This window comes from Reyranella sp. (genome assembly GCF_965228225.1).
Taxonomy (GTDB): domain Bacteria; phylum Pseudomonadota; class Alphaproteobacteria; order Reyranellales; family Reyranellaceae; genus Reyranella.
Window position 1 is genome coordinate 1,417,041 of sequence record NZ_OZ245801.1, and the last position, 14,553, is coordinate 1,431,593.

The 14,553-nt window shown below is 65.5% G+C and carries 11 protein-coding genes; 6 read left to right on the top strand and 5 right to left on the bottom strand.

Annotated elements, in window-relative coordinates; translation table 11 throughout:
• Positions 1-3: 3 nt before the first annotated feature.
• A complete protein-coding gene (locus ACO07K_RS06850; RefSeq protein ID WP_422035157.1) occupies positions 4-1,365 on the bottom strand; it encodes a toll/interleukin-1 receptor domain-containing protein in 1,362 nt (453 codons plus the stop codon).
• A gap of 5 nt (positions 1,366-1,370) precedes the next feature.
• Positions 1,371-2,966 carry a GMC family oxidoreductase gene (locus ACO07K_RS06855; protein ID WP_422035158.1) on the bottom strand — a complete coding sequence of 532 codons (1,596 nt, stop codon included), beginning with the start codon at positions 2,964-2,966 and terminating at the stop codon, positions 1,371-1,373.
• 165 nt (positions 2,967-3,131) lie between these two features.
• Between ACO07K_RS06855 and ACO07K_RS06860 the strand changes: the two genes are divergently transcribed.
• The 3 genes from ACO07K_RS06860 to ACO07K_RS06870 are packed head-to-tail and all read left to right on the top strand — an operon-like array spanning position 3,132 to position 8,636.
• On the top strand, positions 3,132-6,332 hold the full coding sequence (locus ACO07K_RS06860; protein ID WP_422035159.1) for an efflux RND transporter permease subunit: 3,201 nt from the start codon (positions 3,132-3,134) through the stop codon (positions 6,330-6,332).
• Positions 6,322-7,503 carry an efflux RND transporter periplasmic adaptor subunit gene (locus ACO07K_RS06865; protein ID WP_422035160.1) on the top strand — a complete coding sequence of 394 codons (1,182 nt, stop codon included), beginning with the start codon at positions 6,322-6,324 and terminating at the stop codon, positions 7,501-7,503. The genes ACO07K_RS06860 and ACO07K_RS06865 overlap by 11 nt, the downstream gene beginning before the upstream one ends.
• A gap of 32 nt (positions 7,504-7,535) precedes the next feature.
• Positions 7,536-8,636 carry an AI-2E family transporter gene (locus tag ACO07K_RS06870; protein WP_422035161.1) on the top strand — a complete coding sequence of 367 codons (1,101 nt, stop codon included), beginning with the start codon at positions 7,536-7,538 and terminating at the stop codon, positions 8,634-8,636.
• Here the strand turns inward: ACO07K_RS06870 and ACO07K_RS06875 are convergent, their stop codons facing one another.
• Both ACO07K_RS06875 and ACO07K_RS06880 read right to left on the bottom strand, forming a co-directional pair.
• The gene (locus tag ACO07K_RS06875) at positions 8,637-9,491 is read right to left on the bottom strand and encodes an SDR family oxidoreductase (RefSeq protein ID WP_422035162.1); all 855 of its coding nucleotides are present in this window, start codon (positions 9,489-9,491) and stop codon (positions 8,637-8,639) included.
• A gap of 11 nt (positions 9,492-9,502) precedes the next feature.
• Entirely contained in the window at positions 9,503-10,708 is a 1,206-nt protein-coding gene (locus ACO07K_RS06880) for a CaiB/BaiF CoA transferase family protein (RefSeq protein ID WP_422035163.1), read from the bottom strand.
• Positions 10,709-10,782: 74 nt separating this feature from the next.
• Here ACO07K_RS06880 and ACO07K_RS06885 point away from each other — a divergent pair, with 74 nt between their 5' ends.
• From ACO07K_RS06885 to ACO07K_RS06895, 3 genes are all read left to right on the top strand, one after another.
• On the top strand, positions 10,783-11,526 hold the full coding sequence (locus ACO07K_RS06885; protein ID WP_422035165.1) for a dienelactone hydrolase family protein: 744 nt from the start codon (positions 10,783-10,785) through the stop codon (positions 11,524-11,526).
• A 108-nt stretch (positions 11,527-11,634) separates the two neighbouring features.
• On the top strand, positions 11,635-12,810 hold the full coding sequence (locus ACO07K_RS06890; protein WP_422035166.1) for an iron-containing alcohol dehydrogenase: 1,176 nt from the start codon (positions 11,635-11,637) through the stop codon (positions 12,808-12,810).
• A 100-nt stretch (positions 12,811-12,910) separates the two neighbouring features.
• Positions 12,911-13,765 (top strand): CmcJ/NvfI family oxidoreductase, encoded by an 855-nt coding sequence (locus tag ACO07K_RS06895; protein WP_422035167.1) that lies wholly within the window; start codon positions 12,911-12,913, stop codon positions 13,763-13,765.
• 33 nt (positions 13,766-13,798) lie between these two features.
• On the opposite strand, the gene ACO07K_RS06900 is transcribed toward ACO07K_RS06895, so the two are convergent.
• Entirely contained in the window at positions 13,799-14,551 is a 753-nt protein-coding gene (locus ACO07K_RS06900) for an alpha/beta fold hydrolase (RefSeq protein ID WP_422035168.1), read from the bottom strand.
• Positions 14,552-14,553 lie beyond the last annotated feature (2 nt).

Sequence of the window (14,553 nt, forward strand, 5' to 3'; positions counted from 1 at the left end):
TGATTACAAGCCGCGCTTTTTGCGCATTTGATCCAAATCCGTATTCCATTTATCCAGCGCGCCAACGAAATCCTGATCTGCGAATCGCTGTGCGATAAGGCCAGCATTGCAATGGATATTGGCCCTCATACGGCTTCTTTCTACTGTGGCGATCAGCTCGGAGAAGAGCGCCTTAGTCCACTTTATTGGCTTCCTGCGACGAACGAAGAGTGTCCTACGAAGGTCCTTCGTGAAGGTCTCTTCATTCGATGAGGCATGCCACCAATAAGGCCAAACTTTCATGCCTTCGAGCAAGGCCGTGTGGATATGCGATGGCAGCCACGCACAATCCTCTGATAGAAGCCAAAATAGATAATCCAAGCGCGGAAATATCTCCGCTCGGTAAGCACCTTTATGCCCGCTTAGCCATTTGTCTACGATTCTGGCCGGACGATGGTTGCCTAGTGTGGGATGTCGAAATGCCAATGTTGCCGCGCACAAAGCTCCTTCATCATCAGGGGAGCGCCACTTGGGGCCGCACTGTCGGAATTCATCTTCCGATGCCGCGAGTAAACCATCGAATTGATCGGAGAACTCAGCGGAAAAAGTGGGAATGAGTAATTGCGGGACATAGCCCGCCAGATGACCGGGATTAAACAAGCAAGCGTCATGCAACTCGGGAATGCTGCGCACAAAATCAAGAACTTCTTCTGGTGGTGTGATCTGAGAGATTTTCTTTTCTTCAGCTGAATCCCACCATCCCGCTTGCAGCGTCGCCCATGCGATGTTCTCACCTCTTTGTCGACTGGATTGTTCGTGTTTGTGACGAGGAGGAAACTGGAACGGTGACGAAAACATGCCGAATGCGATATCGCTCGCTAGCGTCACACGGTCCAACCACCATTCGTCCGAGAACGGCGGCGTTTCCCAGCCGTAGCGCTCTAGCTCTGTACGAGCTATGGGCAGTGGTTGTTCGTTCGGATGGATCGTTTGCAGTAAAACGGTTGCAACTTTGTCCACGCCGATTGACGAGCTGACGGCGCGGAGATCGGCGAGGGGCGGCGAAAAGCGCAAGACATCTTTGACATCCACGTCATGCCAAACGGGCAACAGTATCCGTTCGCGGCGCACTGTCTCCCTTGCAACAATCCCCGCAAGTTCGCGATTGGTCCAGGGTTTCGAAAAGAAAGCTGGGCTAATGACGACAATCGCAAAGCGCGAAGATTCAAGCCCTCGATCGATGGTTGCGCTGAGACTATCGCCTACGGTCAGCGAGAATTCGTCATACCAAACGTCGACGTTGTGACTTCGTAGAGCTTCCGCCAGTGGCCGCGCGACGGCGTCCTTGTCTTCTGAGGCATGGCAGATGAAGACATCGTGCGCCATATGACCTACGCCGTCGCCTTTAGGATATCAGCCATCTTCTCGCCGACCATGATCGAGGGCGCATTGGTGTTGCCCGACGGCATGGTCGGGAAGATCGAGGCGTCGGCAATGCGCAGACCGGCGATGCCGTGCACCCGGAGCTTGTCGTCGACCACGGTGTTCGGGCCCTCGGGGCCCATGCGGCAGGTGCCGATCGGGTGATAGGCGGTCTGCGAGTTGTTGCGGATCCAGGTGAGGATTTCCTCGTCGGACTGCACCGACGGGCCCGGCGAAAATTCCTCGTCGCGGTAGGGATCCATCGGCTTTGCATCGACGATCTTGCGCATCATGCGGAAGCCGGCCGTCATCGCGTCCTGGTCGATCCTGTCGGCCAGGAAGTTGAAGCGGATGGCCGGATGCGCCTTGGGATCGGCCGAGCGAATGTGGATCGAGCCCAGGCTCTCGGGGCGGAGCTGATAGCAGGCGATCGTCATCGACGGGAAGTCCTGCAGCTTGCGGGTCTTGGGGTCCTTGATCGAGTAGGGCACGAGATGCATCTGCACGTCGGGGGTCTCGAGTTCCGGCCGCGTCTTGAGGAAGCCGAGCAGCGGCGCCGAGGGCAGGCTCATGAAGCCGCCCCCTGTGGCGAGGTACTTCATCATCTGGGTCACGGCGCCGATGCCGCGCGCCATGTGGTTGTAGGAGACGCTCGCCACCTTCAGGCGCCAGATGATGCGGGCGTTGATGTGGTCGCGGAAATTCTCGCCGACCGCCTTCAGCTCGTGCTTCACCTCGATGCCGTGCTTCTTCAGCAGCTCCGGCTGGCCGATGCCGGAGAGTTCGAGGATCTGCGGGCTGGCGACGCCGCCGGCCGACAGGATCGTTTCCTTCGCCTTGGCCTGAACCGTCTTGCCGTCCTTCTCGTACTCGACGCCGACGCAGCGCTTGCCCTCGAGCAGGACGCGCAGCGTGTGGGCGTTGGTGACGACGTGCAGGTTCGGCCGCTTCATCGCCGGCTCGATGTAGCAATGGGCCACGCTCATGCGCCGGCCCTTGTAGATCGAGGTCTGCGTCTTCACGACGCCTTCCTGGTCCTCGCTGTTGTAGTCCGGATTGGTCTTGAAGCCGGCGGCCTTCGACGCCTCGAACAGCGCGTCATAGAGCGGGTTCTGGTCGGGAACGGTCGAGACCTTGAGCGGCCCGTCGGTGCCGCGGCCGTTCGAGCCGTCGCCGTCGACGAAGTTCTCCATGCGGGTGAAGAGCGGCGCCACGTCGCGCCAGCTCCAGCCGCGGCAGCCCATCTGCGCCCAGGTGTCGAAGTCGAGCGGCTGGCCGCGCACCCAGACCAGGCCGTTGATCGAGCTGGAGCCGCCGAGCACCTTGCCGCGCGGTACCGGGATGACCCGGTTGGCCGTGCCGGGCTCCGGCTCGGACTGGTAGAGCCAGTTGGCGGCCGGATTGTCGATCAGCAGGCCGAAGGACAGCGGCATGCGGGAGTAGGGGTGGCTGGCCGCGCCGGCCTCCAGCAGGAGCACCTTGTTGGACGGCACTTCCGTGAGCCGTGCCGCCAGAGCGCCGCCCGCCGAACCCGCGCCAACGATGATGTAATCGTACTCGGCCATTTCCCCTGATCCCCCGCGTATTTATCGTCATGCAAGCGTAGCGCACCGCCATGCAGATGACAGGGGCAATCTCGCCTCGACAGGTCAGAACAGCCATGTTCCGATGGGCGAGCCGCCAAGGATGGGGAGCGCAGCGGCTCACACTCGGGTGGAAGTACAGTCTAGATGATTGGTTTGGTCCGGGTCGCGCTCAGGCGGCCCTATACGTTCGTCGTGATGGCGTTGTTGATCCTGATCGTCGGGCCTCTTGCGGCCCTTCGCACACCGGTCGACATCTTCCCCGAGATCCGCATCCCCGTCATCGCCGTGGTCTGGCAGTATACCGGCCTGCCGCCCGACCAGATGTCGGGCCGCGTGATGCTGAACTTCCAGCGCTCGCTCACCACCACCGTCAACGACATCGAACATATCGAGGGCACGTCCTATACCGGTGTCGGCATCGTGAAGGTCTTCTTCCAGCCGGGCGTCGACATCAGCATCGCCAATGCCCAGGTCACCGCGATCGCGCAGACCGTGCTGCGGCAGATGCCGCCCAACATCACGCCGCCGCTGATCCTCAACTACAACGCCGCGACCGTGCCGATCATCCAGCTGGCCCTGGCCGGCAAGGGCGTCTCGGAACAGGCGGTGTTCGACCTGGCCATCAACACGGTGCGCACACCGCTGGTGACGGTGCCGGGCGCGGCCATTCCCTTCCCCTTCGGCGGCAAGTTTCGGCAGATCCAGATCGACCTCGACCCGGCGGCCCTGCAGGCGCGCGGCCTGTCGGCCGCCGACGTCGCCAATGCGCTGGCGGCACAGAACCTGCTGACGCCGGTCGGCACCCAGAAGATCGGCGGCCACGAATACGCCATCCAGCTCAACAACGCCCCGGTCGACTTCAACGCCCTGGCGGATATTCCCGTGTTCGCCGCGAACGGCACGGTCGTCTACCTGCGCGACGTGGCGCAGGTGCGCGACGGCAACCCGCCGCAGCAGAACATCGTCCATGTCGATGGCGGCCGGTCGGTGCTGCTGGCGGTGCTGAAGAACGGCGCCACCTCGACCCTCGCGATCATCGCCGGCATCAAGGAGCGGGTGGCGGAACTCAAGAAGGCGCTGCCCGAGAACGTGTCGCTCGCGATCCTGGGCGACCAATCCCTGTTCGTCGAAGGCGCCGTCTCGGGCGTGGCGCACGAGGCGGTTCTGGCCGCGGTGCTGACCAGCCTGATGATCCTGCTGTTCCTCGGCAGCTGGCGGTCGACGGTGATCATTGCCATCTCCATTCCGCTGGCGATCCTGGGCTCGATCGCGCTTCTCGCGGCCTTCGGCGAAACGCTCAACATCATGACCCTGGGCGGGCTGGCGCTGGCCGTCGGCATCCTGGTCGACGACGCCACCGTGACCATCGAGAACATCAACTGGCACCTGGAGCAGGGCAAGGACGTCGAAACCGCCATCATGGACGGCGCCCAGCAGATCGTGGCGCCGGCCTTCGTCTCGCTGCTCTGCATCTGCATCGTGTTCGTGCCGATGTTCTTCCTCGAGGGCGTGGCGCGCTTCCTGTTCGTGCCGATGGCGATGGCCGTGATGTTCGCCATGGTCTGTTCGTTCATCCTGTCGCGCACGCTGGTGCCGACGATGGCGAACTTCCTGCTGAAGCCGCATGTCCTGCACGAGCACGGCGCGGAGCCGCCGCGCTCGCGCAATCCGCTCGTGCGCTTCCAGCGCGGCTTCGAGGCGCAGTTCGAGGGTCTGCGCGCCGTCTATCACGACCTGCTGGGCCTGGCGCTACGCCACCGTCCCGTGTTCATCGTCTGCTTCATGGCTTTCGTGCTGGGATCGTTCGCACTGGTGCCGTTCCTCGGCCGCAATTTCTTTCCAACCGTCGATTCCGGGCAGATCCTGATGCATGTGCGCGGACCGATCGGCACGAGGGTCGAAGAGACCGCCAATCAGTTCGCGGCGATCCAGAAGGCGATCCGCACCATCATCCCCTCCAATCAGATCGCGACGATGGCCGACAATGTCGGCATGCCGGTCAGCGGCATCAACATGGCCTACAACAATACCGGCACGATCGGTTCACAGGACGGCGACATCCAGATCAAGCTGACACCCGACCACAGGCCGACCGAAGAGTACGTGGCCGCGCTGCGGCGGCGGCTGCCCGAACTGTTTCCCGGCTTCACCTTCTCTTTCCTGCCCGCCGACATCATCAGCCAGATCCTGAATTTCGGCGCGCCGTCGCCGATCGACGTGCAGGTGCGCACCTCCGACATCAATGCCGGCTTCGAGCACGCCAACAGGCTGCTGGCGCGCATCCGCAAGATTCCCGGCGTGGTCGATGCGCGCATCCAGCAGGCGCGCGGCGCGCCGGTCTTCGCCGTCGACATCGACCGCTCGCGGGCCCAGACCGTCGGCCTGACGACGCGTGACGTCACCAATTCGCTGGTCGTCAATCTCGCAGGCTCCAGCCAGGTGGCGCCGACCTACTGGCTCAATCCGGCGAACGGCGTGACCTACAACATCGTCATGCAGACGCCGCAGTACCGGCTGGACTCGCTGGCTTCGCTCAGCAATCTGCCGATCATGGCGCCGGCCGCCTCGCAGCTGCAGGTGCTGGGCGGCGTGGCCGACATCAGGCGCGACACCGCCAACGCCGTGGTCTCGCAGTACGACCTGCAGGGCATGGTGCAGGTCTATGCCGCCGTGCAGGGGCGCGACCTGGGCTCCGTGGCGGCTGACGTGCGCGCGGTCGTGGCCGAGCTGGCGCCGCTCCAGTCGCCGCGCATCCGCTCGGTCAAGGTCCAGGGGCAGGTGAAGACCATGGAGTCGGCGTTCTCAGGCCTGGTGTTAGGCCTCTTTGGCGCGGTCGTTCTGATCTACCTGCTGATCGTGGTGAATTTCCAGTCGTGGAGCGATCCGTTCGTGATCATCACCGCGCTGCCGGCGGCCCTGGCGGGGATCGTGTGGATGCTGTTCGCCACCGACACGACGCTCTCGGTGCCGGCGCTGACCGGTGCGATCATGTGCATGGGCGTCGCGACCGCGAACTCGGTACTGGTGATCTCCTTTGCCCGCGAGCGGCTGGTCGAACTGGGGGATGCCACGGCGGCCGCGCTCGATGCCGGCTTCGTGCGTTTCCGGCCCGTCATCATGACCGCGCTGGCCATGATCATCGGCATGGCGCCCATGGCCTTCGGCATGGGCGAGGGCGGCGAGCAGAACGCGCCGCTCGGACGGGCGGTCATCGGCGGCCTCATATTTGCTACGATCGCCACGCTAATATTCGTTCCCGTGGTCTTCAGCGTCGTCCATCGAAACCATGGCAAGGCGGCCGACAAGGCTAACGCCGCCGTCCCCGGAGCACCTCATGTCGCCTGATACCCCTCCTGCAGTACCCAAGCCGCGGTCGCGCCGTGGGCTCGCCTTGTTCGGGATCGCCGCCGCCCTTGGCCTGGGCGCCGTCGTGGTCAACGGCATCTGGAGCCGGCAGGCCAGCGAAGCCAAGCTGAAGGAATGGACCGACACCCAGGCCGTGCCGACCGTCAGCGTGATCAACCCCACCACGGGGGCGAACAAGACGTCGCTCGACCTGCCGGGGCGCCTGGAGGCCTATTCCCGCGCGCCGATCTATGCCCGCGTGGGCGGCTTCCTGAAGGCCTGGTACGTGGATATCGGCGCACCCGTGAAGGCGGGCCAGCTGCTCGCCGAGGTCGAGGCCCCGGATCTCGACCAGCAGCTCCTGCAGGCCAAGGCGTCGCTCGCGAGCGCCCAGGCCTCCGAGCAGCTGGCGACCGTGACGGCCGGCCGCTGGCAGCAGCTCGGCGGTGCCAATACCGTGTCGCGCCAGACGGTCGACGAGAAGACCGGCGACCTCACGGTGAAGCAGGCCCTGACCAAGGCGGCGCAGGCCGCCGTCGACCGGCTCGAAGTCCTGTCGGCGTTCAAACGCATCACCGCGCCGTTCGATGGCATCGTGACGACCCGCAACACGGATGTCGGGGCCCTCATCGGCGCGGAATCGAGCTCCGGTCTGGCGCTGTTCGTGATTTCCGACGTGGACAAGCTCCGCCTCAACGTCAGCATTCCGCAGAGCTTCGTGCCGGCGGTGAAGCTGAAAAGTGCGGTGCAGATCACGGTCCCGGAGTATCCCGGCAAGGTCTACAACGGCGTCGTCGAGGCATCGGCGCGCGCGGTCGATGCCCAGACCGGCACGACCCGGATGCAGGTCGTGGTCGACAATGCCAACGGGGAGCTGATGCCCGGTGCTTTCGCCAACACCCGGATCGAGCTGCCCTCCAGCATGCAGTCGCTGGCCGTGCCGTCGGGAGCGCTGATCTTCGACCAGAAGGGCCTGCGTGTGGCCACCGTCGACGCCAGCAGCAAGGTCGTCCTGAAGCCGATCACCATCGCCCGCGACCTCGGCCAGATCGTCGAGATCGGCAGCGGTCTCACTGCGCAGGATCGCGTGATCGAGAGCCCGCCGGACGGGCTGGCGAACGGCGACGCAGTCCGGGTGATCGATACCGCCAGGCCCGCCGCCGTGCGATAAGCTTCGCCGCCAACGGGGCGGGGGAGAGGGCGATGATCGACACCGAAAAGGGCAGGGCGGACATTACGCGGTTCACGATCGATGTCGCGATCCGCCTCGGACTGATCGCCACGGTCATCTATGTGAGCCTGCTCCTGTTGCAGCCGGTGGCGGCGCTGATGATGTGGGCCATCATCCTGTCGGTCGCCGTCTTTCCGTTGTTCGATCTGGCCCGGCGCCGCCTGCACGTGCGGGACGGGGTCGCGGCTGCGCTGTTCTCGATCCTGATGCTCGTGCTGCTGCTGACGCCGGCCGTCCTGCTCGCGGCGTCCGCCGTGGGAAGCCTCGACGAGTATGCCCGGATGCTGCTGCGCGGAGAGCATGTCGTGCCGCCGCCGCCCGAATCGGTGAAGGACTGGCCGATGGTCGGTGCGCGGGTCTACGACTTCTGGCTGACCGCCTCCAACGATGCGCGAGCCCTTGTGACGGCCCATGTCGGGCAGCTGGCCTCGGTCGGCCGCTGGATGGGCGGCATCGCCGCGGGCGTCTTTCTCGGGGTCCTGCAGTTCGCCGGCGCCATCATCGTGGCCGGCGTGTTCCTGGCCTATTCGGGCGAGTTGACCGGAACGCTGCGCGGCCTCGCGGTGCGGGTGGCCGAGGCGCGCGGCCGGCACTTCCTCGAGATCGCCGGGTCGACCATTCGCAACGTGTCGCAGGGCGTCATCGGCATCGCGCTCCTGCAGTCGGTTCTGCTGGCGATCGGCATGCTGGTGGCGGGCGTGCCGTTCGCCGGCGCCATCACTTTCGTCTGCCTGGTGCTGGCGATCGTGCAGGTCGGGCCCAACATCGTCATGATCCCGGTGATCATCTGGACATGGATGTATCTGCCGGCCCTGCATGCCGGCCTGTTTACGGCCTATACGCTGCCGCTGCTGCTGCTCGACAATGTGCTGCGTCCCATCCTGATGGCGCGCGGCCTGCCGACGCCGATGGCGGTGATCGTGGCCGGCGTCATCTGCGGCACCCTGGCGGGCGGCCTCATCGGCCTGTTCGTCGGCCCGGTGGTGCTGTCGGTCTTCTACGACCTGCTGGTCGCCTGGATCGCGGCGGGCCGGAAGGTCGGGGAAAGCGACCTTCCGGCCCCCGCGCCCTGATTACTTCTTCTTCGGCCGAAGCGCGTCCCACTGCTCGTCGGTCCAGTCGAGCATGGCCGAGGTGTTGGCGCCGCCGCCGCCCGACTGCAGCATCTTGCCGCCGTCGATGACGATCGCATCGCCGTTGATGTAGGCCGCACCGTCGCTCACCAGGAAAGCCGCGAGGTTGGCGAGCTCGATATGTTCGCCGGTGCGGCGCATCGGGATCGCCTTGATCATGTCGTCCTGGCCGCCGCGTTCCTTGGGCATCAGCCGGCTCCAGGCGCCCTCGGTCGGGAAGGGCCCGGGCACGATCGCGCAGGTGCGGATGCCCTTGGGGCCCCATTCGACCGCGAGGCTCTTGGTCATCGCCAGCACGCCCGCCTTGGCCATCGCCGAGGGAACGGTGAAGGGCGCGCCGGTCAGCGACGAGACGGTGAGGATCGACATCACGACCTTGTTGCGCTCGCCGGCATCGATCCAGCGACGGCCGGCCGCGACCGTGCAGTAGGCCGAGCCGTGCAGCACGATGCCCAGCACGGCGTCGATCGCCCGCGAGGACATCTTGTGGGTCTGGGCGAGGATCTGGCCGGCGGCGTTGTTGACCAGGATGTCGAGCGGCCGCTTCTCCCAGATCTTGTCCATCATCGCCTCGACGGCGTCGGGAATGCGCACGTCGCAGCCCACCGTCTCGATCTCGCCGCCGGTCTCCTTCGCGAGCTCGGCCGCGGTCTCCTTCAGCACGTCCTCGCGGCGGCCGCAGATGATCACGTTGGCGCCCAGTTCGAGGTAGCGATGCGCCATCGAGCGGCCGAGGCCGGTGCCGCCGCCGGTCACGAGGATGCGCTTGCCCTTGAGCAGGTCGGGTTGGAACATCTTCTTCTTTCCTACTTCTTGATCTCGGTGAGCGCGATGCCGGCGGTGACCAGACTGTCGATTTCGGCCGCGGAATAGCCGGCTTCCTGAAGCACGGCGCGCGTGTCGGTGCCGAACTTCTTGGGCTTGGTGCGCACCTTGGGTGGGGTGCGGGAGAGCTTCACGGGATTGCCGACGTTCCGCCAGCCATCCTTTTCCCACACCATGCCGCGATGCTTCGTGTGCGGAGCCTCCATCACGTCGGAGACCTCCAGCACGGCGGCCGAGGGCACGCCGCCCTTCATCAGCTCCTGCGAGAGTTCGTTGGCGTCGCGGTCCTTGAGCAGGGCGCGCAACTCGGCCTCCAGCTCGGCACGATGGGCCACGCGTTCCTTGTTGGTCTTGAAGCGCGGATCGTCGGCCAGTTCCGGCTTGCCCAGCATCTGCGTCAGCTTACGGAACTGCCCGTCATTGCCGGCGCCGACCACGATGTTGCGGGTCTTCGTCGGGAAGTTGGAGTAGGGCACCAGGCTCGCATGGCTGTTGCCGACCAGCTTGGGCTTGAGGCCGGCCATGAAATAGTTCGGCGCGTGCGGCTGGTGCAGCGCGATGGCGCTGTCGTAGAGCGTCGCATCGACGAACTGGCCCTTGCCCGAGCGGTTGCGCTCATAGAGCGCCATCATGATGCCGATCGTGGCGTTCATGCCGGTCGAGAGGTCGACCACGGGCACGCCGATGCGGACCTGGCCGCCCTCGGGCGAGCCGTTGACCGAGACCAGGCCGGCCGAAGCCTGGACCATGGCGTCGTAGCCCGGGAAGCCGCCCAGCGGCCCGTCGGCGCCGAAGCCCGAGACGCGGGCATGGACCAGTCGCGGGAACTTCGCGGCCAGCACGTCGTGGTAGCCGATGCCCCATTTCTCCATCGTGCCGGTCTTGAAGTTGTCGATCAGCACGTCGGCGGTCTCGAGCAGCTTCAGCAGGACGTCGCGGCCCTCGGGCTTTGAGAGGTCCAGGGCGATCGTGCGCTTGTTGCGGTTGATGCCGGCGAAATAGGCCGAGATGCCCTCGGCGTCGAACGGAGGGCCCCAGGTACGGGTCTCGTCGCCTTGCGGCGGCTCGATCTTGATCACGTCGGCGCCGTGGTCGGCCAGCATCTGGCCGCAATAGGGACCACCCAGCACACGCGACAGGTCGATCACTTTCAGGCCCTCGAGCGCGCCCCCGCTTGCCACCGGCATCTTGTTCCACTCCTCGCATTCAGACAGGAGGCGCGGTTATAGACCATGGGGCTGAGGCCCGGTACCGTCCGGGCATGATCGAACGCGAGCTTGATATCGCCACGCAAGATGGCGCCCTGAACACCTACACCGTGCGGCCGGACGATGGCGGGCCGCTGCCGGTCGTCATCATGCTGATGGATGCCCCCGGCGTGCGTGAGGGACTGCGCGAAATCTGCCGGCGGATCTCGCAGTCCGGCTACTACGTGCTGCTGCCCAATCTCTACTATCGCAGCACGCGCGAATTCGCCTGCGGCCCGACCCGCAACCACCCGGACGGCGAGGCCAACCTGAAGCGCATGTTCGGCCTGATGGAGACGCTCTCCAACGCGAGGGTCGCGGCCGACACCGGCGCGGTGCTCGACGTGCTGCCGACCCTGCCCGATGCCAAGCCCGGCAAGGTGGGCCTGGTCGGCTACTGCATGAGCGGCGCCTTCGTCACCGCGGCGGCGGCGGCGGATCCCGATCGCATCGGCTGCTTCGCGTCCTACTACGGAACGCGCCTGATCACTGACAAGCCCGACTCGCCGCATCTGATGCTGGAGAAGATCACGGCCGAGGGCTATTACGCCTTCGCCGAGCACGACACCTACGTGCCGTTGTCGGATGTCGCAATATTCGAGAAGCTGCTGGCGTCCGCGCCGTTCCCGTCGCGCGTCGAGACCGAGGCGGGCACGCACCACGGCTACGCCTTCTCCGACCGCGGCAACCTGCACGAGGCCGCCCGCGAGAAACACTACGAACGCATGCTGGCGCTGTTTCGCCGGCACATCGGATAGTCCTGTCGTCCTGAGCGCAGCGAAGGACCTCGCAGAACGATCAGAATGGATGTCGCCGAGGCGCCAGATCCTTCGCTTCGCTCAGGATGACAAAGAGAGAGCAAGAACATGCTGAACGGTATCCACGGACATCAGGACATCGAGCGCGTGGTCTATGGCAGGCCGGCGGGCGTCGCGTTGCGCGCCGAGGCCGAGCGGCTCGGGGCGAGGAAGGTGTTCATCACGACCTCGAAGTCGGTGGCGCAGAGCGCGCTTCTGGCGTCGGTGATCGACGGGCTGGGCGACCTGCACGCGGGGACCTATGCGGGGATCACGGCGCATTCGCCGCGGCCCTGCGTCGTCGAGGGCGCTGCGATGGCGCGCGCGGCCGGTGCCGACCTGATCGTGGCGGTAGGCGGCGGCTCGGTGATCGATGCCACCAAGACCATCCTGATCGCGCTGTGGCAGAACGTGACCACGGTGGATGAGCTGGACGCCTATGGGGCCGGCAAGCCCAAGGAAGGCGCCGCGCTGCCGTCGGAAGCCATCAAGCCGCCGGCCGACGCGATCCGCATGATCGCCGTGCCGACGACGCTGTCGGCGGCTGAGTTCAATGCCTACGCCGGCATCTCCGATCCGCGCAAGGGCATCAAGGAGAGCTTCGGCCATCGCCTGATCGTGCCGCGGGTCATCGTGCTCGATCCCGCGGCTACCCTGGCCACGCCCATGGACCTGATGCTCTCGACCGGCCTGAAGGCGGTCGACCATGCGGTCGAGCGACTGTGCTCGCAGCAGGCGCATCCCTTCGTGCTGGGCACCGCCACCGAGGCGCTGAAGCTGCTCGCCCGCGCCCTGCCGGCGCACAAGGCCAATCCGGACGACATGGCGACGCGGCTCGATCTCCAGTTCGGCATGTGGCTGTCGATCGGCGCCGGTACGTCGGGCGTCGGCGTGGGTGCCAGCCACGGGATCGGCCATGTCCTGGGTGCCGCCTGCCATGTGCCGCACGGCCATACGTCCTGCGTCATGCTGCCGTCGGTGCTGCGCTGGAACCTGCCAGCCAACGCCGAGCGCCAGCAGCGGGTGGGGGAGGCCTTTGGACAGCCCGGGGTGGCGGCGGGAGACCTGGTGGAAGGGCTGGTGAAGGCGCTCGGCCTGCCGGGGCGCCTTTCAGAAGTCGGCGTCGGCAAGGACCGTTTCCGCGAGATCGCCGAGAAGTCGATGCACGACCGGGCGGTGCTCAACAATCCGCGGCCCATCAAGGGACCGGAACAGGTCATGGAGATCCTCGAACTCGCAGCCTGAACCGACATGACCCCATGAATTCTTCTCGTGAGCCCGAGGGGTGGCAAGCGGCTAAAGCCACACGACCTAAGGGGAGCAAACACAAGTCACGGGTGAAACCATGGTCGACGTTCGAACCGCTGAATCCATTGTTGCGTGGCCGCCGCTCACAGGCTGGGTCGATGCGCCGGTGAACTACCTCGCCGATCTCAGCGTCAAGCCGGTGACTTATAATCCGCCGCATGGCACGGGCCTGCCGCGCCGGGACGGAAACTATCGAGACTTCACGGTCCGCATCCATGATGCCCGTCCGATCGCGCGGGATCTCTCGCTCGACCGCCAAGCCTTCATTCTGACCCACCATGACACCGACGTGCGCGACTTCTACGACGAAGAGGAAGTGCGCACGAAGTACCACGCCGAGGTCGAGGCGTTGATCAAGCGCGAAACCGGTGCGTCGAAGGTGGTGGTGTTCGACCATACGGTGCGTACCGCCGATCGCGCCGTCGAGCGCGGCCTCCGGACACCGGTGCGGAGCGTGCACAACGACTACACCGAGAAGTCAGGGCCGCAGCGGGTTCGCGACCTGCTGCCGCCCGAAGAGGCCGAACGGCGTCTGAAGAAGCGCTTCGCCGAGTACAATGTCTGGCGCAGCATCGATCACGAACCGGTGGAGATGGCGCCGCTGGGCTTCGTGGACTCCGAGAGCATCGCGCCGCGCGACCTCGCGGTCTGCGACCTCGTCTATGCCGATCGCACCGGCGAGATATATCAGGGCGTCTACAACGCCGATCACCGCTGGTTCTATTTTCCGAAGATGACGCGCGACGAGGCGATCCTCATCAAGTGCTACGACTCGCTGAAGGACGGCCGCGCGCGTTTCTCGCTCCATTCCGCCTTCGACGATCCGACGTCGCCCGCCAATCCGCGGCCACGGCAGAGCATCGAGGCGAGGGCGTTCGCTTTTTTTGACTAGGTGCGCAATTGGAACCGTGCGGGCTCCCGCGCCTCAGAAGGCGCTGCCGCCCGCCGGCGCGTCTGAACGCGCCGCCGCAATCATCTCCAGATGCTCGACGAGTTCTTCCGGATTGCTGAAGAACGGCGAGTGCCCGCTCTCCAGCCGAAGCACCTTGCACGCGGTTTCCTTCGCCATGGTGCGCTGCAGGGCGATACGGATGGCGTTGTCGTGGGTGCATTCGATGTACCAGCGCGGCACCGAACCGAAGCGGTCCTCGGTGAGGGTCACCGGCGTCGTCGAGATGGCGAGCGGCTGCGGTCGCAGCCGCTGCATCGCCTTGTAGCGATCCTCCGGCGAGACGTCGGCGTAGAACAGGGTCGGCAGCTTGTCGCGCGCGAAGGTGTAGGTCTTGCCGTCGGGGCTGACCTGCCGTGACAGCCGGAACATCGCGTCCGGTTCGAGTGCGGTCATGTCCCTGCCGCTCTTGCCCGAGGTCGGCAGCAGGGCGCAGACATAGACCAGCGCCTTGATCTTGCGCCGCCGCGCCTCGGCGAGCTGGCTGATCGTGACGCCGCCCAGCGAATGGCCGACCAGGATGACCTGCTCCTCCATCTTGTCGAGGAGGCGCGCCAGCTTCTCGACATTGTCGGCGAGGGTGACATTGGCGGGTGGTGTCTGGTCGTTGCCGAGACCGGGCAGGTCGGGCGCGCAGGCCTTGTGGCCGGCCGCTTCCAGCAGGGGGACGACCTTCTCCCAGCACCAGCCACCGGTGCAGGCCCCATGGACCAGCAGAAACGTCGCCACGC

What these genes read in the sequence shown, in the direction of transcription:
- ACO07K_RS06855 (WP_422035158.1), bottom strand. Translation starts at nt 2,966, where the DNA reads ATGGCCGAGTACGATTACATCATCGTTGGCGCGGGTTCGGCGGGCGGC.
- ACO07K_RS06895 (WP_422035167.1), top strand. Translation starts at nt 12,911, where the DNA reads ATGGTCGACGTTCGAACCGCTGAATCCATTGTTGCGTGGCCGCCGCTC.
- ACO07K_RS06890 (WP_422035166.1), top strand. Translation starts at nt 11,635, where the DNA reads ATGCTGAACGGTATCCACGGACATCAGGACATCGAGCGCGTGGTCTAT.
- ACO07K_RS06875 (WP_422035162.1), bottom strand. Translation starts at nt 9,491, where the DNA reads ATGTTCCAACCCGACCTGCTCAAGGGCAAGCGCATCCTCGTGACCGGC.
- ACO07K_RS06860 (WP_422035159.1), top strand. Translation starts at nt 3,132, where the DNA reads ATGATTGGTTTGGTCCGGGTCGCGCTCAGGCGGCCCTATACGTTCGTC.
- ACO07K_RS06865 (WP_422035160.1), top strand. Translation starts at nt 6,322, where the DNA reads ATGTCGCCTGATACCCCTCCTGCAGTACCCAAGCCGCGGTCGCGCCGT.
- ACO07K_RS06885 (WP_422035165.1), top strand. Translation starts at nt 10,783, where the DNA reads ATGATCGAACGCGAGCTTGATATCGCCACGCAAGATGGCGCCCTGAAC.
- ACO07K_RS06870 (WP_422035161.1), top strand. Translation starts at nt 7,536, where the DNA reads ATGATCGACACCGAAAAGGGCAGGGCGGACATTACGCGGTTCACGATC.
- ACO07K_RS06880 (WP_422035163.1), bottom strand. Translation starts at nt 10,708, where the DNA reads ATGCCGGTGGCAAGCGGGGGCGCGCTCGAGGGCCTGAAAGTGATCGAC.
- ACO07K_RS06850 (WP_422035157.1), bottom strand. Translation starts at nt 1,365, where the DNA reads ATGGCGCACGATGTCTTCATCTGCCATGCCTCAGAAGACAAGGACGCC.